29 protein-coding genes and 1 riboswitch are annotated in these 25,195 nt (G+C 34.2%); of the genes, 1 reads left to right on the top strand and 28 read right to left on the bottom strand.

Translation table 11 applies throughout. The features are described from left to right. Positions 1-34: 34 nt before the first annotated feature. Positions 35-133, bottom strand: a riboswitch (TPP riboswitch). A 119-nt stretch (positions 134-252) separates the two neighbouring features. Together AC3WQX_RS11300 and AC3WQX_RS11295 are read right to left on the bottom strand one after the other, a co-directional pair. Further along, on the bottom strand, positions 253-978 hold the full coding sequence (locus AC3WQX_RS11300; protein ID WP_023351360.1) for a transglycosylase family protein: 726 nt from the start codon (positions 976-978) through the stop codon (positions 253-255). Between the two features lie 394 nt (positions 979-1,372). Beyond that, positions 1,373-1,768, bottom strand: coding sequence for a single-stranded DNA-binding protein (locus AC3WQX_RS11295; RefSeq protein ID WP_023351359.1), 396 nt, complete (start codon positions 1,766-1,768; stop codon positions 1,373-1,375). Positions 1,769-1,958: 190 nt separating this feature from the next. Between AC3WQX_RS11295 and AC3WQX_RS11290 the strand changes: the two genes are divergently transcribed. Continuing rightward, entirely contained in the window at positions 1,959-2,402 is a 444-nt protein-coding gene (locus AC3WQX_RS11290) for a YwpF-like family protein (RefSeq protein ID WP_002435823.1), read from the top strand. 80 nt (positions 2,403-2,482) lie between these two features. Here AC3WQX_RS11290 and fabZ read toward each other — a convergent pair whose 3' ends face one another. The 26 genes from fabZ to murA (AC3WQX_RS11160) form a co-directional block, all read right to left on the bottom strand. Next, positions 2,483-2,920, bottom strand: a complete 438-nt coding sequence (gene fabZ, locus AC3WQX_RS11285) for a 3-hydroxyacyl-ACP dehydratase FabZ (protein ID WP_023351358.1) — start codon at positions 2,918-2,920, stop codon at positions 2,483-2,485. A gap of 44 nt (positions 2,921-2,964) precedes the next feature. Further along, a complete protein-coding gene (murA, locus tag AC3WQX_RS11280) occupies positions 2,965-4,230 on the bottom strand; it encodes a UDP-N-acetylglucosamine 1-carboxyvinyltransferase (protein ID WP_002435807.1) in 1,266 nt (421 codons plus the stop codon). A gap of 109 nt (positions 4,231-4,339) precedes the next feature. Continuing rightward, positions 4,340-4,573, bottom strand: coding sequence for a DUF1146 family protein (locus AC3WQX_RS11275; RefSeq protein WP_002453705.1), 234 nt, complete (start codon positions 4,571-4,573; stop codon positions 4,340-4,342). A 140-nt stretch (positions 4,574-4,713) separates the two neighbouring features. After that, the gene (locus AC3WQX_RS11270; protein ID WP_002435826.1) at positions 4,714-5,118 is read right to left on the bottom strand and encodes a F0F1 ATP synthase subunit epsilon; all 405 of its coding nucleotides are present in this window, start codon (positions 5,116-5,118) and stop codon (positions 4,714-4,716) included. Positions 5,119-5,137: 19 nt separating this feature from the next. After that, positions 5,138-6,550 (bottom strand): F0F1 ATP synthase subunit beta, encoded by a 1,413-nt coding sequence (gene atpD, locus AC3WQX_RS11265; RefSeq protein WP_002435865.1) that lies wholly within the window; start codon positions 6,548-6,550, stop codon positions 5,138-5,140. A gap of 21 nt (positions 6,551-6,571) precedes the next feature. Beyond that, complete coding sequence (gene atpG, locus AC3WQX_RS11260) at positions 6,572-7,438, bottom strand: ATP synthase F1 subunit gamma (protein ID WP_002435866.1); 867 nt, start codon at positions 7,436-7,438, stop codon at positions 6,572-6,574. Positions 7,439-7,519: 81 nt separating this feature from the next. After that, positions 7,520-9,031: a F0F1 ATP synthase subunit alpha gene (gene atpA / locus AC3WQX_RS11255; RefSeq protein WP_002435859.1), complete on the bottom strand. Its 1,512-nt coding sequence runs from the start codon at positions 9,029-9,031 to the stop codon at positions 7,520-7,522. 22 nt (positions 9,032-9,053) lie between these two features. After that, positions 9,054-9,593: a F0F1 ATP synthase subunit delta gene (locus AC3WQX_RS11250; protein WP_023351357.1), complete on the bottom strand. Its 540-nt coding sequence runs from the start codon at positions 9,591-9,593 to the stop codon at positions 9,054-9,056. Further along, the gene (locus tag AC3WQX_RS11245) at positions 9,593-10,108 is read right to left on the bottom strand and encodes a F0F1 ATP synthase subunit B (protein ID WP_023351356.1); all 516 of its coding nucleotides are present in this window, start codon (positions 10,106-10,108) and stop codon (positions 9,593-9,595) included. Before AC3WQX_RS11245 ends, AC3WQX_RS11250 begins: the two co-directional genes overlap by 1 nt. Positions 10,109-10,202: 94 nt before the next feature. Then, entirely contained in the window at positions 10,203-10,415 is a 213-nt protein-coding gene (atpE, locus tag AC3WQX_RS11240; protein ID WP_001048816.1) for a F0F1 ATP synthase subunit C, read from the bottom strand. A gap of 44 nt (positions 10,416-10,459) precedes the next feature. After that, positions 10,460-11,188, bottom strand: coding sequence for a F0F1 ATP synthase subunit A (gene atpB / locus AC3WQX_RS11235; RefSeq protein ID WP_023351355.1), 729 nt, complete (start codon positions 11,186-11,188; stop codon positions 10,460-10,462). A gap of 26 nt (positions 11,189-11,214) precedes the next feature. Beyond that, entirely contained in the window at positions 11,215-11,565 is a 351-nt protein-coding gene (locus AC3WQX_RS11230; protein WP_002453711.1) for an ATP synthase subunit I, read from the bottom strand. A 164-nt stretch (positions 11,566-11,729) separates the two neighbouring features. Beyond that, positions 11,730-12,863, bottom strand: a complete 1,134-nt coding sequence (gene wecB, locus AC3WQX_RS11225) for a non-hydrolyzing UDP-N-acetylglucosamine 2-epimerase (RefSeq protein ID WP_030062761.1) — start codon at positions 12,861-12,863, stop codon at positions 11,730-11,732. 23 nt (positions 12,864-12,886) lie between these two features. Beyond that, positions 12,887-13,516, bottom strand: a complete 630-nt coding sequence (upp, locus tag AC3WQX_RS11220) for a uracil phosphoribosyltransferase (protein ID WP_002435776.1) — start codon at positions 13,514-13,516, stop codon at positions 12,887-12,889. A gap of 28 nt (positions 13,517-13,544) precedes the next feature. Then, positions 13,545-14,783 (bottom strand): serine hydroxymethyltransferase, encoded by a 1,239-nt coding sequence (glyA, locus tag AC3WQX_RS11215; RefSeq protein ID WP_023351353.1) that lies wholly within the window; start codon positions 14,781-14,783, stop codon positions 13,545-13,547. Between the two features lie 25 nt (positions 14,784-14,808). Beyond that, the gene (locus AC3WQX_RS11210) at positions 14,809-15,333 is read right to left on the bottom strand and encodes a TIGR01440 family protein (protein WP_023351352.1); all 525 of its coding nucleotides are present in this window, start codon (positions 15,331-15,333) and stop codon (positions 14,809-14,811) included. Positions 15,334-15,444: 111 nt separating this feature from the next. Then, the gene (locus AC3WQX_RS11205) at positions 15,445-15,861 is read right to left on the bottom strand and encodes a low molecular weight protein arginine phosphatase (RefSeq protein WP_023351351.1); all 417 of its coding nucleotides are present in this window, start codon (positions 15,859-15,861) and stop codon (positions 15,445-15,447) included. Next, on the bottom strand, positions 15,858-16,901 hold the full coding sequence (locus tag AC3WQX_RS11200) for an L-threonylcarbamoyladenylate synthase (protein ID WP_030062760.1): 1,044 nt from the start codon (positions 16,899-16,901) through the stop codon (positions 15,858-15,860). The genes AC3WQX_RS11205 and AC3WQX_RS11200 overlap by 4 nt, the downstream gene beginning before the upstream one ends. A gap of 176 nt (positions 16,902-17,077) precedes the next feature. After that, the gene (gene prmC, locus AC3WQX_RS11195; RefSeq protein ID WP_023351349.1) at positions 17,078-17,914 is read right to left on the bottom strand and encodes a peptide chain release factor N(5)-glutamine methyltransferase; all 837 of its coding nucleotides are present in this window, start codon (positions 17,912-17,914) and stop codon (positions 17,078-17,080) included. Beyond that, positions 17,901-18,977, bottom strand: a complete 1,077-nt coding sequence (prfA, locus tag AC3WQX_RS11190) for a peptide chain release factor 1 (protein WP_002435511.1) — start codon at positions 18,975-18,977, stop codon at positions 17,901-17,903. The genes prmC and prfA overlap by 14 nt, the downstream gene beginning before the upstream one ends. Next, a complete protein-coding gene (locus tag AC3WQX_RS11185; RefSeq protein ID WP_023351348.1) occupies positions 18,977-19,576 on the bottom strand; it encodes a thymidine kinase in 600 nt (199 codons plus the stop codon). The genes prfA and AC3WQX_RS11185 overlap by 1 nt, the downstream gene beginning before the upstream one ends. A 219-nt stretch (positions 19,577-19,795) precedes the next feature. After that, the gene (locus AC3WQX_RS11180) at positions 19,796-20,053 is read right to left on the bottom strand and encodes a type B 50S ribosomal protein L31 (RefSeq protein ID WP_002435494.1); all 258 of its coding nucleotides are present in this window, start codon (positions 20,051-20,053) and stop codon (positions 19,796-19,798) included. A 118-nt stretch (positions 20,054-20,171) separates the two neighbouring features. Beyond that, entirely contained in the window at positions 20,172-21,488 is a 1,317-nt protein-coding gene (gene rho / locus AC3WQX_RS11175) for a transcription termination factor Rho (RefSeq protein ID WP_023351347.1), read from the bottom strand. Between the two features lie 302 nt (positions 21,489-21,790). Beyond that, on the bottom strand, positions 21,791-23,218 hold the full coding sequence (locus tag AC3WQX_RS11170) for an aldehyde dehydrogenase family protein (protein ID WP_002453719.1): 1,428 nt from the start codon (positions 23,216-23,218) through the stop codon (positions 21,791-21,793). Between the two features lie 191 nt (positions 23,219-23,409). Continuing rightward, a complete protein-coding gene (locus AC3WQX_RS11165) occupies positions 23,410-23,742 on the bottom strand; it encodes a winged helix-turn-helix transcriptional regulator (RefSeq protein WP_002435794.1) in 333 nt (110 codons plus the stop codon). 89 nt (positions 23,743-23,831) lie between these two features. Then, positions 23,832-25,091 carry a UDP-N-acetylglucosamine 1-carboxyvinyltransferase gene (gene murA, locus AC3WQX_RS11160; protein WP_002453720.1) on the bottom strand — a complete coding sequence of 420 codons (1,260 nt, stop codon included), beginning with the start codon at positions 25,089-25,091 and terminating at the stop codon, positions 23,832-23,834. Positions 25,092-25,195: the final 104 nt, after the last annotated feature.

The following is a 25,195-nucleotide window of genomic DNA, read 5'->3' as shown; positions in this document are numbered from 1 at the left end:
TGAAAAGTAGCTAAATCTGGGCATAGCGATGCTTATTTGATAAAGACTACTTTCCTACGTTGGTACTAACCAAATCAGGTTATAAGGGTCTGAATCATATCATCTCAGCCTTGTGGCTCCCCTAGTAGTTAATATTTATTTAATTCAATAATTACATTATCAAACGACTCTCACTAAATCAATTAAATGTGCTTCTAAATAAAAAAACCATCTTCTCATATTGAGAAGATGGTTAATAATCATATATTTAAATTATGCAGTTACCCATTGGCTAGCGCCTGCAGTGTTGTATAATTTAACTGCTGCAGCGTCTTGTACGCTTTCAGGAGCGTTAGCTGGAGATTGACCTTTATATTGTTCTGGAGCTACTGAATCCCAAGTTGATTGTAAGAATTGGAATTTACCAGCTGCGCCAGTTGAAGGGTTGATAGCGTGGATGTCGCCACCTGATTCACGTTGAGCAATTTGTTTTAAGTGTGAATTTAAGTTTACTGATGAACCACTTGAAGCTTGGTTTGATGAAGCTTGACTACTTGCAGTGTTGTTAGTTGGTGCACTGTAAGAAGTAGTTGCTTTAGCTTGTGGTTGTTGAGTTTGCTCAGTTTGTGGAGCAGAAGTTTGTTCTGGTTGAGCTTGTTGAGCTTGGCTAGTTTGTTGTTGTGAACTTACTTGGGCAGCTGAAGTTTGGTTGCTTACATCTTGTTGTGGAGTAGCTTGACCATTTTGTGCATAGTTCCAGCTCCAGTGAGTACCATTTGATTCAAAGTGATAATTGAAACCATTGTAATCAAAGTTTACGTTATAAGCACCTTTTTGGATAGGGCTTTCGTTTAATGATTGGTCATTTGATTGAGCTTTTTGAGCTAATTCTGCTTTATCAACGTTTGTTGCTTCACTTGCGTGTGCGTCGTGTCCAGCATTACCTGCTACAACGCCTAATCCTACTGCTAATGATGATGCAATAATTGTCTTTTTCATTATTAAAAATCCTCCTAAAAGTGATTTGTTTTCTTAACTAATTTACAAGTACTACTCTAACATCTGTATAAACAGTGTAGGTTACAGTGAAATAAAAAAAACAAGCTCTTTTTTACACTCGAATTACAATGAATATTAAATATAATTGGAATTAAATTTCTACTCAAAACTGTCATGACAGTTTTGAGATTGTATCGATTCTTAAACAAGTTTGTAATATAATTGAAATCTGTCAGATAATTATAAGTTGATTGAATGATTGATGACTTAAATATTAAAAGCGACCTTACTTTAATATTGGCCGATCAAAGTAGGTCGCTTGAGTATAATTGAAAGAAAAGGATAATTTAATTTTTATTAAAAATAGGATGGAGTTTAGGGAGAGAATTAATTTTTAGATATTAATAATTTCAATGTCGTCTGAATGATAAGTGTCTTCATCGTATTGATTTTGAGAGAGGATTTCATTATGTTTAGTTTTTGGAGACATAAATTTAATTGTTTCTACATATAGTTCGGTTACAAAATGCGTTTGTCCTTCTTTTTCATATTTTCTTGAACGCATTTGTCCTGTTATACCTACTAATGTACCTTGACTAGTATATTTTTCGATATTGGTTGCTGTTTTGCCGAAAGCTTTACACAATAAATAATCACTTGATATTTCATTATTTTCATCTTTGTAATTTCTTTCAGTTGCTACACAAAATGTTGCGACCTTATTATCCTCCTTCTCATAAATTTGAGCATCTTTAGTCAACCTTCCTACTATTACTATTTTGTTTAACATGTGTCACCTCCTTCTTGTAATACATAATAATTGACGGGTTATAATTTGGTCAAAATTACAAATACCCTTAAAATGATAGCTATTTGTAGTATGTTTTTGATATATTTAAAGAAAATAATCATTAATTAAGTTCATAACTGCTTATAATTTAATTTATTGTATATTTAAAAAACAATTGGGATGTGAAATAATGAAAACATTTAAGGCTGTTCGGTTTCAAATTGTAAATGAGAATGGTGGCGTTTCAGAATATGAAATCGAAGATGGCGTTATTATAAATAAAGAAGGTAGTGGAACAGGCTGGTTACTTGAGATTGTTATTTCAAATGAGCACTATGAAACATTTAAAACATATATGGATGATAAACAATTATTAGATATTAGAGTAGTCATCACTAGACCTGCAAATGATCCAGCTTTATTTGATGCTACGGTTAAAAATGTCGCTAATTTTAAAAAATCAATGTCTGTTGTTTTTGAATGTCATATTTATACGTTACGACAAGTCTATGCCGAAAGCTTGCTAGAGGAATTGGTAGATGATGGTTTAACTGGTGAAGAGCTCAAGAAGACCTTTAATCGAATGATGCAATCTAAACCTAAACTAAAAGAAGAAAAATTCGAGAGAAATTAAATAAATAAAAAAAGGAGTGTAAAAGGAACTAATTCATTTTAATTAGTTCTTGATACACTCCTTTTATAATATGGAATAGTTTAAGCATCTTGAATAGCAAATATTAGTTCACAGCTACAAGCAAGTTGACCATCGACTGTAGCTTTCGCACTACCTTTACCTATTGGTCCTTTAATTTTAGTAATTTCTACTTCTAACATTAACGTATCACCAGGTGTCACTTGTTTTTTGAAACGACATTTATCAATACCAGCGAATAAAGCTATTTTACCTTTATTCTCTTCATTGTTTAACATCGCTACGGCTCCAGTTTGAGCTAGTGCTTCAGTTATTAATACACCTGGCATTACTGCGTATTCAGGAAAATGCCCTTGGAAAAATGGTTCATTACCAGAAACTTGCTTTAAACCCACGCAACGTTTTCCCTCTTCATATTCAACAACTCTATCAATTAATAAGAACGGTTGTCTATGAGGGATAATTTGTTTAATTTGATTATAGTCAAAAATTGTTTCCATTATATTAAACCTCCGAAATGTAAACTTTGATGTTTAAAAATGATTTAATCATTAATACGCTTAATATCTGCACCAAGGTCTTTTAATTTTCCGTGTAAATTTACATAACCTCGATCTAAATGCTTAAGTTCAGTAACTTGTGTAGTACCATCTGCAACTAAACCTGCTAAGATCAATGCTGCTGCAGCTCTTAAATCTGTAGCTTTAACTTGCGCGCCTTGTAATTGACTTTTTCCTTCAATTTTAGCGCTTCTACCTTCAACATTAATATTTGCATTCATTCTTCTAAACTCGGCTACATGCATAAATCTATTTTCAAAGACCGTTTCAGTAATAACTTTATGCCCATTTGCTGTAAGTAATAAAGCCATCATTTGTGATTGCATATCAGTTGGGAAACCTGGATGTGGTAATGTTTTTACATCAACAGGCTTTAAGTCACCTTCAGCAGAAACTTGAATACCGTCTTCTTTGAAGTCTAAATTAACCCCCATCTCTTCAAGTTTATATACTAAGCTTGCCATATGCTCTTTGATGGCACCTCGAACAAAGATATCTCCACGTGTGATTGCACCGGCGATTAATAATGTTCCCGCTTCAATTCTATCTGGAATGATTGAATGTTCTACACCATGTAATTTATCAACACCGTGTATAGTGATTGTATCTGTTCCAGCACCAGTAATTTTACCGCCCATTTCATTAATATAGTTGGCTAAATCTACAATTTCTGGTTCTTTAGCAGCATTTTCAATAATTGATTTACCTGATGCAAGTGAAGCTGCCATGATAATATTTTGTGTTGCTCCTACACTTGGAAAATCTAAATGAATTTGAGTACCTTTTAATCCATTTTTAGCATTAGCATAAATATTACCATTTTCTAAATGAATTTCGGCTCCTAGTGCTTCAAATCCTTTGATATGTTGTTCAATCGGTCTACTACCAATTGCACAACCACCAGGTAACGCTACAATTGCATGTCCGAGTCTAGCAAGTAATGGCCCCATTACTAAAATACTCGCTCTCATTTTACTCACATATTCATATGGAGCCTCTTCATTCAATTTTTGAGTAGCATCAACTTTAACTGCATTTTCTTCTTTATTATATGAAACATCTGCATTAAGTGTTGATAAAACATTATTTATCGTCTCTACATCACTTAAAGCTGGAACGTTAACAAGTTTACTTTGCCCCTCTGAAGCTAATAAAGAAGCTGTTAATACTGGTAATACAGCATTTTTTGCACCTTCAACTTTAACTTCACCTGTTAATCGGTTTCCACCATTAATTACTATTTTATCCATCTTAAATCCTCCACTTATAACTCCTATTACTTATTCATTTCCCTGATTAATAAGTTAATATTCATTTTATAATTATATCCAGTTTTAGATATAAATAACAGTTTTTGAATTACTTTAATAAATACTTAACTTGAGTTGAATATTGTAATAAATCGACAATAAAATTACTTACCGATGTACCTATTAAAATAGCTACAAATATCATACAAATTTGCACTTGTAATGCATAACCTTTTTTAAAAAATTGATCTAATCTAACAGAGTTTAGAGCCCAATAGGCTATACAGATACATATTACATGTAAGATAAGGTGTACAATTGCAAATTGACCAAGATAATCCATGTTCTACTCCTTCGTAAGATTACTGTATAACATTGTACACGAAATAACTTAATAAAGATACTTTAATAATTCCGATTGTGAAATTAAAATATTTAATAAAAAAAGGTTCGAAGCGTATATAACGCCTCGAACCTTTTTAGTTATTTTAATTCAGCCACACGTAAACGGTTATTAGCTCGTTCTAACGCTCTTTTGGCTCTATTAATGTCACTGTTATCATCATCATCTTCTAAATGTGATTCTGCTCTCGACTTAGCCAATTTAGCTCTCTCAACATCGATTTCGCTAGCAGTTTCTGCTGTTTGGACGATAATTGATAATTTATGTTGTCTAACTTCAACAAAACCATCACTAACTGCTACATATTCGTTACCATTATGAAAGTTAACTTTAACATAGCCAGTTTTTAATGCGGCAACTGTTGGAATGTGTCCACTCATGATACCCATTTCACCAGCTGTTGTTTGTAATACAGCTAGTTCTACATCTTCTCGTTCGTAGACAGAACCATTAGGAGTGACAATATTTAGGCTTAATGTATTCATTATCCATACCTCCTAATTATTAGACTTCAACACCCATATCTTTGGCTTTTTCAATTACGTCTTGCATACTACCTACTAAACGGAAAGCATCTTCAGGAATATGATCGTATTTACCATCTAAGATATCTCTGAAATCTGATACTGTTGTTTTAACTGGTACATAAGAACCTTTTTGACCAGTGAATTGCTCAGCTACGTGGAAGTTTTGTGATAAGAAGAATTGAATTCTACGAGCACGTTCTACAGTTTGTTTATCTTCATCTGATAACTCATCCATACCAAGAATTGCAATAATATCTTGTAATTCTCTGTATTTTTGTAAAGTAGACTGAACTTCACGAGCTACATCGTAATGGTCTTGACCAACGATTGATGGTTCTAACGCTCTAGAAGTAGAAGCTAATGGATCAACCGCAGGATAAATACCCATTTCAGTTAATTTACGCTCTAAGTTAGTTGTCGCATCTAAGTGAGCGAATGTAGTTGCTGGCGCAGGGTCTGTATAGTCATCGGCTGGAACGAATACCGCCTGAATTGAAGTAACAGAACCTTTATTAGTTGAACTAATACGTTCTTGTAATTGACCCATTTCAGTAGCAAGTGTTGGTTGATAACCAACGGCTGAAGGCATACGTCCAAGTAATGCTGAAACTTCAGAACCAGCTTGTGTGAATCTGAAGATATTATCAATGAATAATAATACGTCTTGGCCTTCTTCATCACGGAAATATTCTGCCATTGTTAAACCTGATAATGCAACACGCATACGAGCACCAGGTGGCTCGTTCATCTGACCGAATACCATCGCTGTTTTCTTAATTACACCACTATCGCTCATTTCATAGTAAAGGTCGTTACCTTCACGTGTACGTTCACCAACACCGGCGAATACTGAAATACCACCATGCTCTTGAGCGATATTATTGATAAGTTCTTGGATTAAAACTGTCTTACCAACACCGGCACCACCGAATAATCCAATTTTACCACCTTTAATGTAAGGTGCTAATAAGTCTACTACTTTGATACCTGTTTCTAAGATTTCTACTTTAGTAGATAATTCATCGAAGCCAGGTGCTTGTCTATGAATAGGATCACGACGTACTGAATCATCAATCTTTTCATCTAAATCGATTGTTTCTCCTAATACGTTAAATACTCTTCCTAAAGTTGCATCACCAACAGGTACGCTAATATCTTTACCTGTATCTTTAACTTCCATACCTCTTTGAACGCCGTCAGTTGAGTCCATTGCGATTGTACGTACTACATCATCACCTAATTGAAGTGCAACTTCTAAAGTTAAATGAAGTGTGCTATCTTCTTTAGGAACTTCGATGTGTAAGGCATTGTTAATATCAGGAACTTCATTATGTTCAAAACGAACATCGATTACTGGACCCATAACTTGAGTTACACGGCCAATTCCCATGTTGATTTCCTCCTTTTAATATTATTCAAGAGCTGCTGAACCACCAACAATTTCAGTGATTTGTTGAGTGATCGCTGCTTGTCTCGCTCTATTATATTCTAATGATAAATCATCAATAAGTTCAGTCGCATTATCAGAAGCATTTTTCATTGCAGTCATACGTGAAGCATGTTCACTTGCTTTAGCATCTAAAATAGTTCCATAGATTAAGCTTTCGACATACTGCGGTAGAATAACACTTAAAATAGATTCTTTGTCAGGTTCAAATTCGTAAGATGACATTTGACCATGACCTTGGCTAGAATCTTCTTGAGATAATGGTAATACTTGCTTAGTTGTTGGTTTATTTTCAAGAACACTAACATAGTGACTATAATAAATTGTTAATTCATCAATATTTTCTTCGCTATATAAATCAATTGCGTGCTTAGCAATCGCTTGAACTGATTTAAATGAAGGTTGATCCGGAAGGTCAACTAAAGAACTTTCGATTTCATAACCTCTATTATTAAAGAAATCAACACCTTGTTGACCTAAAACAATAATACTGTATTCACTACTGTCATTATGTTTCGCTTTAATATCATTCACTAAACGTTTTAATACATTTGTACTATAAGCACCTGCAAGTCCTTTATCACTAGTAATGATTAAATAACCACTACGTTTTACATCTCTAGCTTTAAGCATAGGATGGTTAGAAGAACTATTAGCACCTGCTACTGCAGTAATAGCATCTTGCATTTTTTCCATATAAGGTCTGAACTGCTTCGTATTCTTTTCTGCTCTACGCAATTTAGAACTAGAAACCATGTTCATCGCCTTAGTGATTTGCTTCATCTTTTTAGTCGATTTTATTCGATTATCAATCTCTTTTAGAGAGCCCATTATCTCACCACCTTTTTTAATTAGAGTATTAACGTTGAAAATGTACTCTCATATTTGCAGTTACAATTTTTCAATTAAGAATTATTGTTCTGATTTACTAAAACCTTTTTTGAATTCTGTAATAGCAGAATCAAATTTATCAGCATCTGGTAATGCACCAGTTTCTCTGATTTCATTTAATAAGTCAGTTGCATTTGCATCTGCCCAGTGGTTTAATTCGTCTTCAAATCGAGTAATATCTTCTACTGGAATATCATCTAAATAACCTTTAGTTAATGCATAAATTGTTAAAACTTGATATTCAACTGGTAGAGGGTGGTTTTGGTCTTGTTTTAATACTTCAACAGTACGTTTACCACGTTCTAATTTTTGAGCAGTAAATTCATCTAAATCAGAACCGAATTGTGCGAATGATTCTAACTCACGATAAGAAGCTAAGTCTAAACGTAGCGTACCTGCTACTTTCTTCATAGCTTTAATTTGAGCAGAACCACCAACACGAGATACTGATTGTCCAGCATTAATAGCTGGTCTTACACCAGAGAAGAATAAATCTGATTGTAAGAAAATTTGTCCATCAGTAATTGAAATAACGTTTGTTGGGACATAAGCTGAAATGTCACCAGCTTGCGTTTCAATAATAGGTAAAGCAGTGATTGAACCGCCACCCAATTCATCATTAAGCTTCGCTGCTCTTTCTAATAATCTACTATGTAAGTAGAAAACGTCACCTGGGTAAGCTTCACGACCTGGTGGTCTACGTAATAATAATGATAATTCACGATAAGCTGCTGCTTGTTTAGTTAAATCATCATATACGATAAGAACATGTTTACCATTAAACATGAATTCTTCACCCATAGTTACACCTGAATATGGTGCGATATAAAGTAATGGTGCTGGATCAGCTGCAGAAGCAGAAACAACGATTGTGTAATCTAAAGCGCCTGCTTGTCTTAATTTCTCAACATTTGCACGTACTGTTGAATCTTTTTGACCAATAGCTACGTAAATACAAATTGTATCTTGATCTTTTTGGTTCAAGATTGAATCGATAGCAACAGTTGTTTTACCAGTTTGACGGTCACCAATGATTAACTCACGTTGACCACGACCAATTGGTACTAAAGCGTCAATTGCTTTGATACCTGTTTGTAATGGTTCATCAACTGATTTACGATCCATAACACCAGTTGCTTTTTTCTCAACTGGACGTGTTTTAGTTGCATTGATAGGACCTTGTCCATCAATAGGTTGACCAAGTGGATTAACGACTCTTCCAATTAATTCGTCTCCAACTGGTACTTCCATAATACGGCCTGTACGTTTAACTTCGTCACCTTCACTAATATCGTTGTATGGTCCTAAAATAACCACACCAACATTTGATTCTTCAAGGTTTTGTGCTAAACCTAATACGCCGTTGTGGAATTCTACTAGCTCACCAGCCATAACATCGTTTAATCCGTGAATTAATGCGATACCGTCACCAATTTGAAGTACAGTACCAACATCAGTTACGGACATTTCAGACTCATAATTTTCAATCTGTGAGCGAAGTAATGCACTGATTTCTTCAGCTTTGATGGCCATCTATGTCACTCCTCTTTAAATATTAATTAGCTCTTTCAAATTTTCTTTGTAATTGAACAAGGTCATTCTTAACGCTACCATCCATAACAGTTGTGCCGACCTTAACTCTAAATCCACCAATTAAATCTGGATTGATTTTAGTGCTAACAATTACTCTAGATAAATGTGTTTGATCTTTAATCAATTGTTCTATTCTTGCTAATTCATCTTCATTTAATTCATAAGTAGATTCTACAATTGCAAAGTCTTGGTTATGGTGCGCATTATATAAACTTTGAAAAGCTCTAAATACATCTTCAATTAATGATAAATGACGATTATCAGCTAAAACTTTTAGCGTATTAACGACGTATTGATTTGCACCACTATATACTTCATTAACGAATGATTTACGCTCATCTGCAGTTAATGAAGGATTACTATCAATTGCTTTTAAACTTTTAATATAGTCGAAAGATGAATGGCTGATTGTTTCTAAATCTTCATAAACTACATCTAATTGATTTGTATCATTAGAGACATCAAATAATGCTTTGGCATATTTATTTGCTACCTTTACCATTATTTATCCCCTGCCTCTTTTAAATACTTTTCAACTAAATCTTTTTGATCTTGCTCTGAAATTTCTTTTCTAAGAACTTTAGATGCGATTAATACTGATAGTTCAGATACTTGATTATTAATATCAGCAAGTGCACGTTCTTTTTCACTGTTAATTTCACTTTGAGCAGTCTCAATCATGCCGTTAGCTCTTACATTAGCTTCATGAATAATTTCTTCATGTTGCTTACGTGCTTGAACCTTAGCATCGTCTAAGATTCTTTGAACTTCATCTTGAGTTTCTTTAAGTGTCTTTCTGTTTTCTTCTTCAAGTTTTTGAGCGTTGATTTTAGCTTGTTCAGCATCATCAATATCTTTATTGATGTCTCGCTCACGTTTGTCCATTACTTCTTTTAATGGACCCCAAGCAAATTTCTTCAATAGCGCAAGAAGAATTACGAATGTGGCAAGTGTAACTAATGTTGTTCCCCATTCGACTCCTGCACCTAAAACGAACATATTAGCTGTTGCAGTCACGGGCTCATGACACTCCTTTCGTAGATATAATCACTAAGCTATAAAAAACAAAACGAACGGCGATAGCCTTGTACAGGCCTCGCCTTAATATGTCTTATCCAGCAAATGTCATGAACGCAATTACAACACCAATGATAGGTAAAGCCTCAACTAAACCAACACCAATGAACATGATACCCATTAATTGACCACGTGCTTCTGGTTGACGTGCTACACCTTCAACTGTTCTAGATACGATAAGACCGTTACCGATACCTGCACCTAATGCTGATAAACCAATTGCGATTGCCGCTGCGATTAAATTCATAATAAATTTTCCTCCTAAGAATTGTATATAATTATTAAATTAATTTAATGTCCATCTGCCACTTTATGTGACATATAAACCATTGAAAGCATGATGAAGATATACGCTTGGATTGAACCAACGAATATTGAGAACGCTTGCCAAGCGATTAATCCTGGAATACTTATAATCCAACCCCATGATAAATGGTCTACAAATAGTCCTGCCAGTAAACCAAGTAATAATTCACCAGCAAAGATATTACCGTATAGTCGTAAACCTAAAGTTAATGTAGATGTAAACTCCTCAAATACATTAATGATTGCAAGTGGCCAGAAAGGTTTAAAGTATCCGGCTGCATATGCTTTAGGCCCACGCATTTTAATACCGTAATAATGCGTTAGTAGAATCATAGTTGTAGATAACGTAAGAGTTACCGTTGCGTCAGCTGTCGGTGATTTCCACCATAGATAGTGATCTTTAGTAACAATAGCAAACGGTAACCCAAGCATATTGGCTACAAAGATGAACAAAATTAATGTCACTGCTAAAAAGTGAAAGTTTCCACCTTTTTTCCAAGCCATGTTACTCTCTATGATGCCTCTTACAAAATCAAATACCCATTCAATGAAGTTTTGCTTTCCAGTTGGTCGTTTTTTAAGATTACGCGTGCATATTAAAGCTATGATAAAAACTAAAATCGCCGTAATGAGCACCATCATAACACTTGCCATGTTAAAGACAATATCGAATCCAAACACGTTCCAACTGACGAGTGGGGATTTGTGATCCATAAACTCACCTCTTTCTTATTTAATTTTTACTCCCTTTTAAGTAGAGGGCGTAATATGATTACAATATAAGAAATCATTAAACCAATTAATACACCTATGATATTGATGTGGTCTTTGAAGAAAAACCATAACAAACACGCAATGATTGCTACAAGATATCTCCATATATTGCCCGTTGAAATATGTATAGCATCTTGTTGTTGTGCCTTTGCTAAATAACTTTCAAAGATGTATGTATTAACCAAAGAACCACATGTTCCTATCATTAATCCTAAAATAAAAGGTCGGGGTATAATTAGATACAATATTCCTAATACTATTAAGAGATAAAGATAATATTGGATATATTGTTTAAAAATGATGTAGAAACGACTCATCTATATGCCTCCGAGTGTCTTATACCAATCATGTAAACCGTTCCACTCATACAATCTAAATGATAATATAGCCTATTGTATGGTGTCAATTCTATTCAAAGTCTTGTTAAAATTTACGGCATTTTTGTCACAAAATATTCACAAAAAGTAACGTAACAAACTTTTTATTTTTCAAAATGATTGGGTTTATCACTAATTAATCCAAAATAATATTTAATATGATTTACTATCCTATTACTTGCATTCCCATCTCCATAGGGATTGTTTGCTTCACTCATATGTTTATAAAGCTGTTTATCGTCTAAAAGACGCTTAGTTTCCTCATAAACAGAGTCCTCATTAGTACCAATAACCCTTAAAGTACCTGCTTCTACCCCTTCAGGTCTCTCTGTACTATCTCTCAATACGAGTACAGGTTTATGTAGAGATGGAGCTTCTTCTTGTATTCCTCCAGAATCAGTCATAATTAGGTAAGCGTGCTTAGCAAAATTATGAAAGTCTATCACATCTAAAGGTTCAATTAACTCTATACGATCATGGTGACCTAAATACGCTTCAGCGAGTTCTCTAACTCTCGGATTCATGTGAACTGGATATACTAATGCTAAATCTTCATACTGATCAATTAATTTTCTAACTGCCTTAAACACGTTAATCATAGGTTGACCTATATTTTCCCTTCTATGAGCAGTTAATAAAATAAATTTCTTGTTACGATGTTTATCGATGATTTGAGAAGTATAATTTTCATTAATTGTATAGTTCATAGCATCAATCGCTGTATTACCAGTTATTACCACATTGTTAGATGATTTGCCTTCATCAAGCAAATTCTTAGCTGCATTAAAAGTTGGGGCAAAATGCAAGTCTGCCATTACCCCAACCATTTGTCTATTCATCTCCTCAGGAAAAGGAGAATACTTATCATAACTTCTTAACCCAGCTTCAACATGACCAATAGGTAATTGATTATAAAAAGCTGCTAGTGACCCAGAAAACGTAGTAACTGTATCACCATGTACTAGTACCATATCTGGTGATTCTTTTTTAATTACTTCTTCTAAAAGAACCATCGATTTTGATGTAATATCAGACAAAGTCTGCCCAGATTTCATAATATTCAAATCATGACAAGGTGTTATATCAAATGTATTTAATACTGAATCAAGCATTTCCCTGTGTTGAGCTGTAACAACAACGACGGGTTCTAATTCAGCATCTTTTTCTAATGCTTTTACGAGTGGTGCCATTTTAATAGCTTCAGGTCTTGTCCCGAAGATGGTCATAATTTTTTTCATCAAACTATCTATCTCCGAATCTATTATTTAGTACCAAATAATCTGTCACCAGCATCCCCTAATCCAGGTGTGATGTAAGCTTTGTCATTTAATTTTTCATCAAGTGTCGCGATATAAATATCTACGTCTGGGTGAGCTTCTTGCATCTTTTCCACACCTTCTGGTGCAGCAATTAAGCACATAAAACGAATATTTTTCGCACCACGATTTTTCAGTGATGAAATGGCTTCTATTGCTGAAGCACCAGTCGCTAACATAGGGTCTACAACGATAATTTGTCTTTCATCGATATCTTGAGGTAGTTTAGCAAAGTACTCTACTGCTTTAAGTGTTTCTGGATCTCTATATAAGCCAATGTGACCTACTCTTGCTGAAGGAACTAAACTTAAAACACCATCAGTCATTCCTAATCCTGCTCTTAAAATTGGCACTATAGCTAATTTTTTACCCGCTAGTCGTTTAGCTGTCATTTTAGTTACAGGTGTTTGAATTTCAACATCTTGTAATTCTAAATCTCTAGTCACCTCATAAGCCATTAACATACCTACTTCATCAACTAGTTCTCTAAACTCTTTTGTACCGGTATGAGCATCTCTAATATAACTTAGTTTATGCTGTATTAAAGGATGATCGAAAACATGTACTTTACTCATTTATAATTTCCTCCAATGTGTTTCTCTATTATTCATATAATGGATATTTTGAAGTAAGGGCGTGCACTCTTTCTTTAGCTTCATTGAGTTTAGCTTCATCGTCAGTATGTTTTAAAGCTAAGCTAATAATTTTTGCCACTTCCTCGAATGCTGATTCATCGAATCCACGTGTAGTTGCAGCTGGTGTGCCTAATCTAATTCCACTTGTAACGAATGGTTTTTCTTGATCGAAAGGAATTGTGTTTTTATTACAAGTAATACCTACTTTATCAAGAGTCTCTTCAGCGACTTTACCTGTAATCTCAATAGAACCTTTAACATCAACTGCAACTAAATGATTATCAGTACCACCTGAAACCACTCTGAATCCTTCATCAATTAATGTTTGAGCTAAAACTTGAGCATTTTTAATCACTTGTTGTTGATATGATTTGAAGTTACTGTGTAATGCTTCTCCAAATGCTACTGCTTTCGCTGCAATTACGTGTTCTAGTGGGCCACCTTGAATTCCAGGGAAAATTGTCTTATCAATTTCTTTTTTATATTCTTCTTTACATAAAATCATACCTCCACGAGGGCCACGTAAAGTTTTATGTGTAGTAGTAGTGACAAAATCAGCATATTCAACAGGATTTGGATGTAAACCAGCTGCAACTAATCCAGCAATGTGAGCCATATCCACCATTAATTTAGCACCTACTTCATCTGCAATTTCTTTGAACTTTTTAAAATCAATAGTTCTAGAATAAGCAGAGGCACCCGCTACAATTAATTTAGGTTTATGTTCTAGTGCAAGTTTGCGTACTTCATCATAGTTAATTAATTCCGTTTCTTTATCAACTCCGTATTCAACGAAATTATAAAACTTACCACTAAAGTTAACTGGAGATCCATGAGTTAAATGTCCCCCATGACTTAAGTTCATACCTAGAACAGTATCTCCCATCTCAAGAGCAACTAAATAAACAGCCATGTTGGCTTGTGAACCAGAGTGAGGTTGTACATTAACATGTTCAGCGCCAAAAAGTGCTTTAGCACGATCAATTGCTACTGTTTCAGAAACATCAACATATTCACAACCACCATAATAACGACGGCCTGGATAACCTTCGGCATACTTATTAGTCAATACTGAACCTTGAGCTTCCATAACAGCTTCAGACACAAAATTCTCAGATGCAATTAATTCGATATTACTATTTTGACGGTCATACTCCTTTTGAATTGCTTCAAAAATCACTTTATCCTGTTTTTCAATGTAAGACATAAATAATTCCCCTTCTTTCATTAAATTATTGATATTTAGCACGTTCGCCACCAATTTTCTTAGGTCGTGATGTCGCTATGGTAACGATAGCTTCTCCAACTTGTTTAACGCTTGTTCTGACTGGAACACATACATGCTTGATATGCATACCAATTAATGTTTGGCCAATGTCAATACCTTTAGGTACACTGATATGTTCTACAACCATTGGATTATCCATATGTTGGTAGGCATACGTTGATAAACTACCACCTGCATGTACATCTGGAACTACATTTACCTCTTCCATAGACAGTGGGTTAAAATCTGCTCTTTCAATCGTGATTGCTCTATTAATATGTTCACATCCTTGAAAGACAAATGACACACCTGTATCCTCTTCAATTTGTTTCAAAGCATCAAAAATCTCTTTAGCTATCTCTAATGATCCAACTGAACCAATTCGTTCGCCAATGACCTCAGATGTTGAACAACCGACAATACACAATTCGCCTTTCTTAAAGAATGACATATCTTTTAATTCAATAAGTAGCTTTTGTAAATCACGCAATGAAACCCACCCCTTTGAATATAATAAAAAGGAACATAGCAAACTTACTATACCCCTTTATTATAACTTATTTAAAGCTTAACATATACTAATTATATATAATTTACTCTGTTATCGATTCATTTCAATTTTTTTCAATAAATCGTAGATATTTTGAAAAGTTTTTTCATATACTTCAAAAGAACATCCAAATGGGTCTTCTATATGCCCCTCAATACCTGCATACTCATTTATCGTGTACACATTTGAATATTGACCGTATTGAGACTTAATTAAATCTTTATGTGAAGGAGACATTGTGAGAATTAAATCTGCTTCTAAATCTTCCAAAGTAAATTGTTGAGCATTTGAAGGCTTAGGTAGATGATAGCTATGAATCAATTGTAATGATTCTTTAGAGATTTTTTGCCCTTCCATAGCAAATAAACCACGTGATTGAATGTCATCGTTTGGCAACAATTTCTTAGCAATACTTTCAGCTAACGGACTTCTACACGTATTACCTGTACAAACAAATATTAATTTCATAATTCGTCACCTTCTATCACTTCATTACCTGCTGCTTTCAACATTCTATTCATAATCGCTTCAGACTGATCCTTTTTTTCAAAACTATAAATATAAGCGTGTTTAATATCATTAGAGCTATCTATAGAGTGCAATACACTATATAAATTATGGTTTGCCCCTTTAATATCTTGCTCATCATCACATAGTGGAATAAATTGAGCATTCTCAGGCAATAAATATTTCATACTAATAGGAAAAATAAATACTACATCATTCCATTTTTCATTATTATCAATTTTGTGAGTTAAATTTTCAACAATTGTTAGTGGCGTATCTGGCGAATAATGTTTATATTTCATCCCAGGAGCAATAGGTTTGTCCTTTTCAAAATAATTAGCCTTTTGAATACTCCCCGGTAAAACTTGTTCTATCATTGAAGTGGTTATAGAACCTGGGCGTGCTATTCTAAAAGGATATTGAGTACAATCTAACACTGTACTCTCAAGACCTTCTTCACTTTGATCCCCATTAACAATTCCGTCCACTTTTCCGTTTAAATCCTGAAAAACATGATCAAACTTTGTAGGTGAAGGTCTACCACTTAAATTGGCACTTGGTGCAGCTATAGGTTCGTCAATATATTGAAGTAACGCCCGCCCTATTTTATGACTTGGCATACGAACTGCAATAGAGTTTAATCCGCCTGTAACTTTTTCACATAAATAACCTGTTTTAAGAGGTAAAATAAATGAAATTGGTCCAGGCCAAAAGACATCCATTAATTTTGAAACACGTTCATCAATTCCATCTACAAACTCTTCAAGTTGCTCCCTTTGATGTATATGAACGATTAAAGGATTATCAGAAGGACGTCCTTTAGCTTCATATATTTTTCTTACCGCATGTTCATTTCTTGCGTTCGCACCAAGCCCATAAACTGTCTCTGTAGGAATCGCTACTAATCCATCATTTAATAATGTCTCTTTAATCTCGTTTAACTTAGGATATTTAACTACATTCTCTTCATATTTTCTAAGATCCCATATTTGAGTATTCACCATTTTCACCTCTTTCTTATCTATATTATGAATTTAAAAAGAGTGGAACTCAATTCAGTTCATTATTGTTGAAGTTGAAGTTCCACCCATTCATTTTTAATTATGTTTAAAACTTAATCCGCATATAAAGATACATTTAATTTCACAAAAAAACGCATTATAATCTCATGAATTCTTTACCATTTGAATGACACGATGCGTTCATTACCATTAATATCTCTAATAACTTTGACTAACTTGTCAGGATACATAGAATTAATTAATGCTTTTAGTTGGTTGCCTTGATTATATCCAATTTCAAACACGACATGTCCTTGTTCTTTCATTACTTGTGGTAAATCTTTTAAAATACCCTCATAGATGGCGTAGCCTTCATTTTCAGCAAACAGAGCATGGTGAGGCTCATATTTAAGTACAGTATCATCCATATCTCTTGCTTCACATTCATCAATATAAGGTGGATTAGAAATTAATCCGTCAACTTTAATATTATTATCAATTAGAGGTTTCAATGCGTCTCCTTGAAGAAATTGAATTTCTTGCTGATGTAATGTTGCATTATTGCGTGCAACATTCAGTGTATCTTCATATAAATCTGTAGCGAGAACGTTTAAATCTGGCTTAAGCAACTTAAGTGTAATAGCAATCGCACCGCTTCCTGTACCAATATCGGCAACTGTATCTTGATGATGACATTGATTTAGAAAATGAAGCATCACTTCTTCAGTTTCAGGACGAGGGATTAGACAATTATTATCTACCTCGAAGTTATAGCCGTAAAAAGATTGAAAGCCTACGATATATTGAATAGGTTCACCACTCAACATTCTATGTAGAGCTAGGTCAAATTTTGCTATATCAGCTTGAGACATCTGTTCTTCACGATGGATAAGATAGTCTGTTCGTGACCATTTAAAAAGGTCCAACAGTAGCCATTCTGCCCTAGTCTGCTCATACCCTTTATCTAATGTTAATTGAATAGCCTCTTGAAGTTTATCTTTATAGTTCACCATTATTAAGTTCTTTCAATTTCTCAGTTTGTTCAGATAGAGTAAGTGCGTCTATGATTTCATCTAAATTACCTTCCATAATCTGACCAAGTTTCTGTAGCGTTAAGCCAATTCTATGATCAGTCACACGACTTTGTGGATAGTTATATGTTCTGATACGTTCTGAACGGTCACCTGTACCTACAGCAGATTTTCTTTGTGACGCATATTTTTGTTGTTCTTCTTGTAACTTCATATCGTATAAACGTGCTTTTAAGACTTTCATCGCTTTCTCACGGTTTTGAATTTGTGATTTTTCTGATGACGTTGCAATAACACCAGTAGGTAAGTGGGTAATACGTACTGCTGAGTCAGTTGTGTTAACGTGCTGACCACCCGCACCACTTGAACGGTACGTGTCAATCTTTAGATCTTCGTTACGAATTTCAATCTCAACATCTTCTACTTCTGGCAATACAGCTACTGTTGCCGTAGAAGTATGTATACGGCCACCTGATTCAGTTTCTGGTACACGTTGAACTCGGTGAGCACCGTTTTCAAATTTTAATTTACTATAGGCTCCACTACCTGATACTGAAAAACTAATTTCCTTATAACCACCATGGTCACTTTCAGAAGCTTCAACAATTTCAGTTTTAAAACCATATGCTTCAGCATATTTAGAATACATCCTCATCAAGTCCCCAGCAAATATGGCCGCTTCGTCACCACCTGCAGCTGCTCGGATTTCAACGATAACGTCTTTTTCATCATTTGGGTCTTTAGGAATTAATAAGATTTTAAGTTCTTCTTCCATTTCAGGTAATTCAGCTTTTAAAGACGCACTCTCTTCTTTAAGCATATCCACTTCTTCTTTATCTGAAGTTTCTTTTAACATTTCTTCAATATCTTCAAGTTCTTCTTTTTTAGATTTATAACTACGATAAACTTCAACAGTTTTTTGTAAATCAGCTTGTTCTTTTGAATATTTTCTAAGTTTATCTGAATCATTCACGACATCAGGGTCGCTTAACATCTCATTTAATTGTTCATATCGTTCCTCTACTATATCTAATTGATCAAACACTACATTTCCTCCTTCTCATTTTCACTTGGAGCCACAATATGATGTGCTCTACAACGTGGTTCGTAACTTTCATTCGCACCAACTAATATAATTGGGTCATCTATTTTAGCTGGCTCTCCATTGATTAATCTTTGTGTACGGCTAGAAGGTGACCCACATACAGCACAAACCGCCTGTAATTTAGTCACTTGTTCACTAACAGCTAATAATTTCGGCATAGGTTCAAAAGGTTCTCCCCTAAAATCCATATCTAAACCTGCAACAACAACTCTGTGACCATTTTTAGCCAGTTGTTCTACAATATTTACTATTTCACCATCAAAAAACTGCACTTCATCTATTCCGATAACGTCTACATTGTCTAAATCTTGGTTTAAAACTTCTCTTGACGTAGAAATATTTATCGCTTCAATTTCATTACCATCGTGTGAGACGACCTTTTCTTTATGGTAACGATCATCAATAGCTGGCTTAAAAACAATGACTTTCTGTTTCGCGTAAATCCCTCGTCTTAAACGACGAATCAACTCTTCTGATTTACCACTAAACATACTTCCAGTAATTGTTTCAATCCATCCGGAATGGTACGTTTCATACATTGAGAGTTCCACCTTTTTTCAAAACATAATCGCTTAATTATATCATATTTTATGAGTAGTTAAATGCATTTTCAAAGTATTATTCTAAATTAAACGACGATACTCTCATTTTACAAACAAATTAAGTAAAAACAAAATCTACTAACATAATAAAGGGTTAAAAAATAAAAAAACTGTCTACATTCCCTATATGGATACGTAGACAGTTGAAATTCAAATTTAGTTGTTGTTTGATTTGAAACCAAACTTTTTGTTGAAGCGTTCCACACGACCATCCGCAGCGGCGAATTTTTGACGCCCAGTATAGAATGGATGTGAATCAGATGATACGTCTAAACGAATAACTGGGTATTCATTTCCATCTTCCCATTCCATAGTTTCTGAAGATGTTTTAGTAGAACCACTTAAGAATTTAAAGTTTGTAGTAGTATCTAAAAAGATAACTTTGTGGTATTCAGGATGAATTCCTTGTTTCATTTCTTTCAGCTCCTTTGCCCTGAACCATCTGGAACAGAGTTATTTGTGAGTTTTTTACCCAATACTGTGTAATTATAATAGTTATCAAATCAAAACGCAACCCTTTATCAAAGATAACTTAGATAATTGGTTTACCTGTCTTTGTACTTTCTTCTGCTGCCTTTTGTAATTGTGAAAAGAAGTCTTTATTATTTTTAGAGCGTTTTAACTTGCGAATAAAACGTTCAGTAAAGTCTGTAGAGTCTGTGAACAAGTTACGTAATTGCCATAATGAGTCAAGTTCAGCTTTCGAGATAAGTAATTCTTCTTTACGTGTTGAACTACGACCAATGTCAATTGCTGGGAAGATACGGCGTTCTGATAATTTACGATCAAGATGTAATTCCATGTTACCTGTACCTTTAAATTCCTCGTAGATCATATCATCCATTCTTGAACCAGTTTCAACAAGTGCAGTAGCTAATATGGTTAAACTACCACCTGCTTCAATGTTCCTTGCTGCACCGAAAAATGCTTTAGGTTTATGCAGTGAAGCAGGGTCTAAACCACCAGATAGCGTACGTCCACTCGGTGGGATTACAAGGTTATAAGCACGTGCTAAACGTGTAATAGAATCCATTAAGATGATAACATCTTCACCTATTTCAACTAATCTTTTAGCACGTTCTAATAATAATTCTGCTACTTTGACATGATGTTCTGGCGGTTCATCAAAAGTGGAGTGCACTACTTCCGCAGATTCAACTGAACGTTCAATATCAGTTACCTCTTCAGGTCGTTCACCTACTAGTAAAATAAAAAGTTGAGCTTCAGGTTTATTTGTAGCAATCGCATTAGCAATCTCTTTTAATAAACTTGTTTTACCTGCTTTAGGTGGCGCTACAATTAAACCACGTTGCCCTAAACCAATCGGCGTCACTAAATCCATAATTCGAGTTGAATAATTAGTCGGAAGCGTTTCTAATAAAATTCTTTCTTCCGGATAAAGCGGCGTTAACGCTTGGAAATGAGGGCGTTTTTTAACTTCTTCTGCATTTTGATCATTCACAAAATCGACTTGAAGTAACCCATAATATTTTTCATTATCTTTCGGTTTACGTACTTTACCAGTTACTTTGTCTCCACGTTTGATCTCAAAACGTCGGATTTGACTTGCAGAAATATATATATCCTTTTCACCTTTAGAATAGTTAACGGTTCTAAGGAAACCATACCCATCCTGTTGGATATCATCAAGGATACCTTCCATGTAGTAATTGCCATCTTTCTCCATTTGAGCTTCCATGATAGCTAAAACTAACTCTTTCTTATTTAATTTACTATAATTTGTTAATTTTAAAGATTTGGCTTTTTGAGTGAGCTCTTTAGTAGTGTTGTTTTTGTATAATTCGTGGAAAGATTCATACTGAGGAGATGTTCGTTCTCTTTCAGGCATAGACTTGCACCCATTTCATTATTTTTTATATTGCGAGACTTTGACATATAAATATTAAATATAGACGTTAAATGAAATTTTTAAATTTTAAGATGTGCGAGTTAAATTTAAGAATTTCAGTAAGCCTTATCGTCTTTATTTTATATTCAAATGTGTCATGACCTTCTAATTACTAGAATAACTATAGCAAATTTTCAATTTAATTACAAAATGAATTTAGAAAATATAACAATAAAAACAAAACACGGAACTAATATAGTTCCGTGCATCGTTTAATTGCAAGTTTTAATTAATTTGTTCAATTATTTAAAATAACCAGCAATTGATTTAACTTCTAAGAATTCTTCAATACCATAGTCGCCCCATTCACGACCTAAACCTGATTGTTTATAACCACCGAATGGTAAGTCAGGTTTTCTACCAGCTTCATTGATTTCAATAGTTCCTGCTTCAACTGAACGTGCTACTTTACGTAAAGTCTCTTGATCTTTACCAATAACGTAGCCAGCAAGACCATATTTAGTATCATTAGCAATTTCAATTGCTTCATCTAAATCATTATAAGTGATCACTGACATAACTGGACCGAAGATTTCTTCTTGAGCAATTGTCATATGGTTATCTACATTGATGAAAATAGTTGGACGTGCAAAATAACCTTTATCAAGGCCTTCTGGTTTACCAGGGCCACCGTAGAATAATTCAGCACCTTCATTTACGCCTTTATCAATATAGTCTTGAACTTGATCGAATTGTTTTTTACTGATAATTGGTCCGACCTGTGTACCATCTTCACGAGGATCTCCTACTTTAACTTGGCTAAATTCTTCTTTAACTGCTGTTAAGAAATCTTCTTTAATACTTTCAGGTATAAGTACACGTGTACCTGCAGTACATACTTGGCCAGTGTTATTAACAACTTTGCCAGTTGTAGCTTTAGCTGCTTCCTTGATATCAGCATCGTCAAGAACGATATAAGGAGATTTTCCTCCTAGTTCTAGAGACACTTTTTTGAAGTCTTTTGCAGCTTTTTCCATGATTTTAGATCCTGTTGGGCCAGAACCAGTAAATGACATCATTCTCACTTTAGGGTGTTCACTTAATGGATTTCCTACACCTTCACCATCGCCATTAACTAAATTGAATACACCTTTAGGTACGCCAACTTTATCAAAGATTTCTGCTAAGATAATAGCTGCAAATGGTGTTTCTTCAGAAGGTTTAAGAACTACTGGACTACCTGCAGCAAATGCAGCAGCTAATTTTAATGATGTTTGATTAGTAGGGAAATTCCAAGGTGTAACTAATCCTGAGACACCAATAGCTTCTTTAACTACTAAATCATCTCCACGTTGCTCTTCAAATTCAAAATTATCTAAAGCATCTCTTGCTGCCGTAAAGTGATTTAATCCCATTTGATAGTGAACATTTTCAGAAACAGATAATGGAGAACCTAATTCATCTGTAATCGCTTGGATAATATCGTCTTTTCTATTTTCATATTCTTTTACAATTTTATCTAACAAGTCTCTACGTTCTTCAACTGAACTATGACGAAATTCTAAATAAACTTTGTCAGCCGCTTCAACAGCTTTGTTAACATCTTCTTCATTCCCGTTAGCTACAGATCCCATCACTTCTTCAGTTGCAGGATTGATTACGTCAATTGTTTCGCCACTCGCACTATCAACCCATTCGCCATTAATATATTGTTTAGTGAAATTTCTCATATTAAATCTTCACTCCTTAGAAAAGTTATGTGTATATTCTATCCTTTAAAGCGTTACTTTAAACATATGCAACACTAAAATGAATTACGCTCAATTCATTTTATATTGGAAATTATAAAGCATCATTTTGCATCTACATAAAAAACTGCTTATAAAGTTTTTTACTTTATAAACAGTTCATCATGTCTTATTTATTTTGAAGAATTTGCTTCTAACTCAACGTATTTTTGTGCCCAAGCTTCCATAGGCTTTAATGCTTCGGCTAAAGCTTGTCCTTTATCAGTCAATTGATAAACAATTTCTAATGGGCTAGATGAAATAATTTGCTTCTCTACTAGTTTCCATTCTCCTAGGTCGGTTAATTTTAAGCTCAAAGCTCTAGGAGTGATCGTCTTTAGATCTCTTTTCATATCGGAAAAGTGAGCTGATTGACTTTCACATCTTGATAAATAATTAATAATTAGCCCATTCCAACTACGACCAACAATTTTGAAGGTTTCTTCAAGATATGGACAGATTTCCATTTGCCTCACCTCACATTTAATATGCTTATAATTGTAGGCATTTCTCTATTGTCTTCCAATTATTAATATAAATATTATACCACAAAACCTTAAATTTCTTCAGTCCAAATATCTGCTCCGAGTGATTTTAAATGTTCAACAATATTTGTATAACCTCTGTATATATGTTTTACATTGAAAATTGTTGTTACACCTTCAGCGATTAATCCCGCAGTAATTAAACATGCACCGGCACGTAAATCACTTGCATATACTTCCGTTCCTTCAAGACGCGAAGGTTTAATAGTTGCTGTACCTTCATCAGCATAAATATTTGCGCCCATACGTTGTAGTTCATCAACGTGTTTAAATCTAGCTGGATAAATTGTATCTGTAACAAATGATGGCCCATTAGTCATAAATAATAATGGTGTAATAGGTTGTTGAAGATCCGTAGCAAAGCCAGGATAAACTAAAGTTTTGATATCAACATTTTTATATGGTGATTGTTTACGAATAATTGCTTTCTCATCATCTATTTGGATATCAACACCAAGCTCTCTCAATTTAACAGTTAACGCTTCTACATGCTTAGGTACAATATTATTTAATACAACTTCTTCACCCATAGCAGCAGCCATACACATATAAGAACCAGCTTCAATTCTATCAGGAATAATTTGATATTCTGAACCGTGCAACTCTTCCACGCCATTAATTTTGATGGTAGTTGTTCCTGCGCCTTTAATATTAGCTCCCATACTCATTAAAAAGTTAGCGACATCTACAACTTCAGGTTCTTTAGCTGCATTTTCAATGACAGTCTGACCTTTAGCATGTACAGCAGCAAGCATAATATTTATTGTAGCACCAACACTAACCATATCTAAAAAGATATTTGCACCTTTTAATTCTTTAGCTTCAATTTTCATAGAAGTATCGCTTGATTCATCAATTTCTGCCCCTAATGCTTTGAAACCTTTTATATGTTGATCAATAGGACGTGGTCCTAATGGACATCCACCTGGTAGCCCAATGACACATTTTTTAAAACGTCCTAGCATCGCTCCCATCATATAATAAGATGCACGCAATGATTCAACCTTATTATTAGGTAACGGCGCATTTTCAATTTCAGTTGTATCTACATCCAATTCTTTGCCTTTTAAAGTCGTTTTAATATTTAAATCTTCTAACAAACTTACTAAAGTTTTTACATCAGAGATTTGGGGAAGACCTTCCAACTTTACATGTCCTTGAGCTAATAAAGTTGCGGGGATAATAGCTACTGCACTATTTTTCGCTCCACTAATTTCTACTTCTCCTTTTAGTGTTTGTCCACCTCTTATTTTTATTACCTCTTGAACCATATGATTTATCTCCTTTGTTTCCTTCGTTTTAAAATTTCACATTATTAGCATTATAAAATAATTTTACTTTGTTTGTAAAATAGTTCAAATCTAATCAATGTTAA

The sequence above is a fragment of the Staphylococcus sp. FW104-15G4D genome (assembly GCF_058790135.1).
This window is presented reverse-complemented; position numbering and strand designations above follow the sequence as displayed.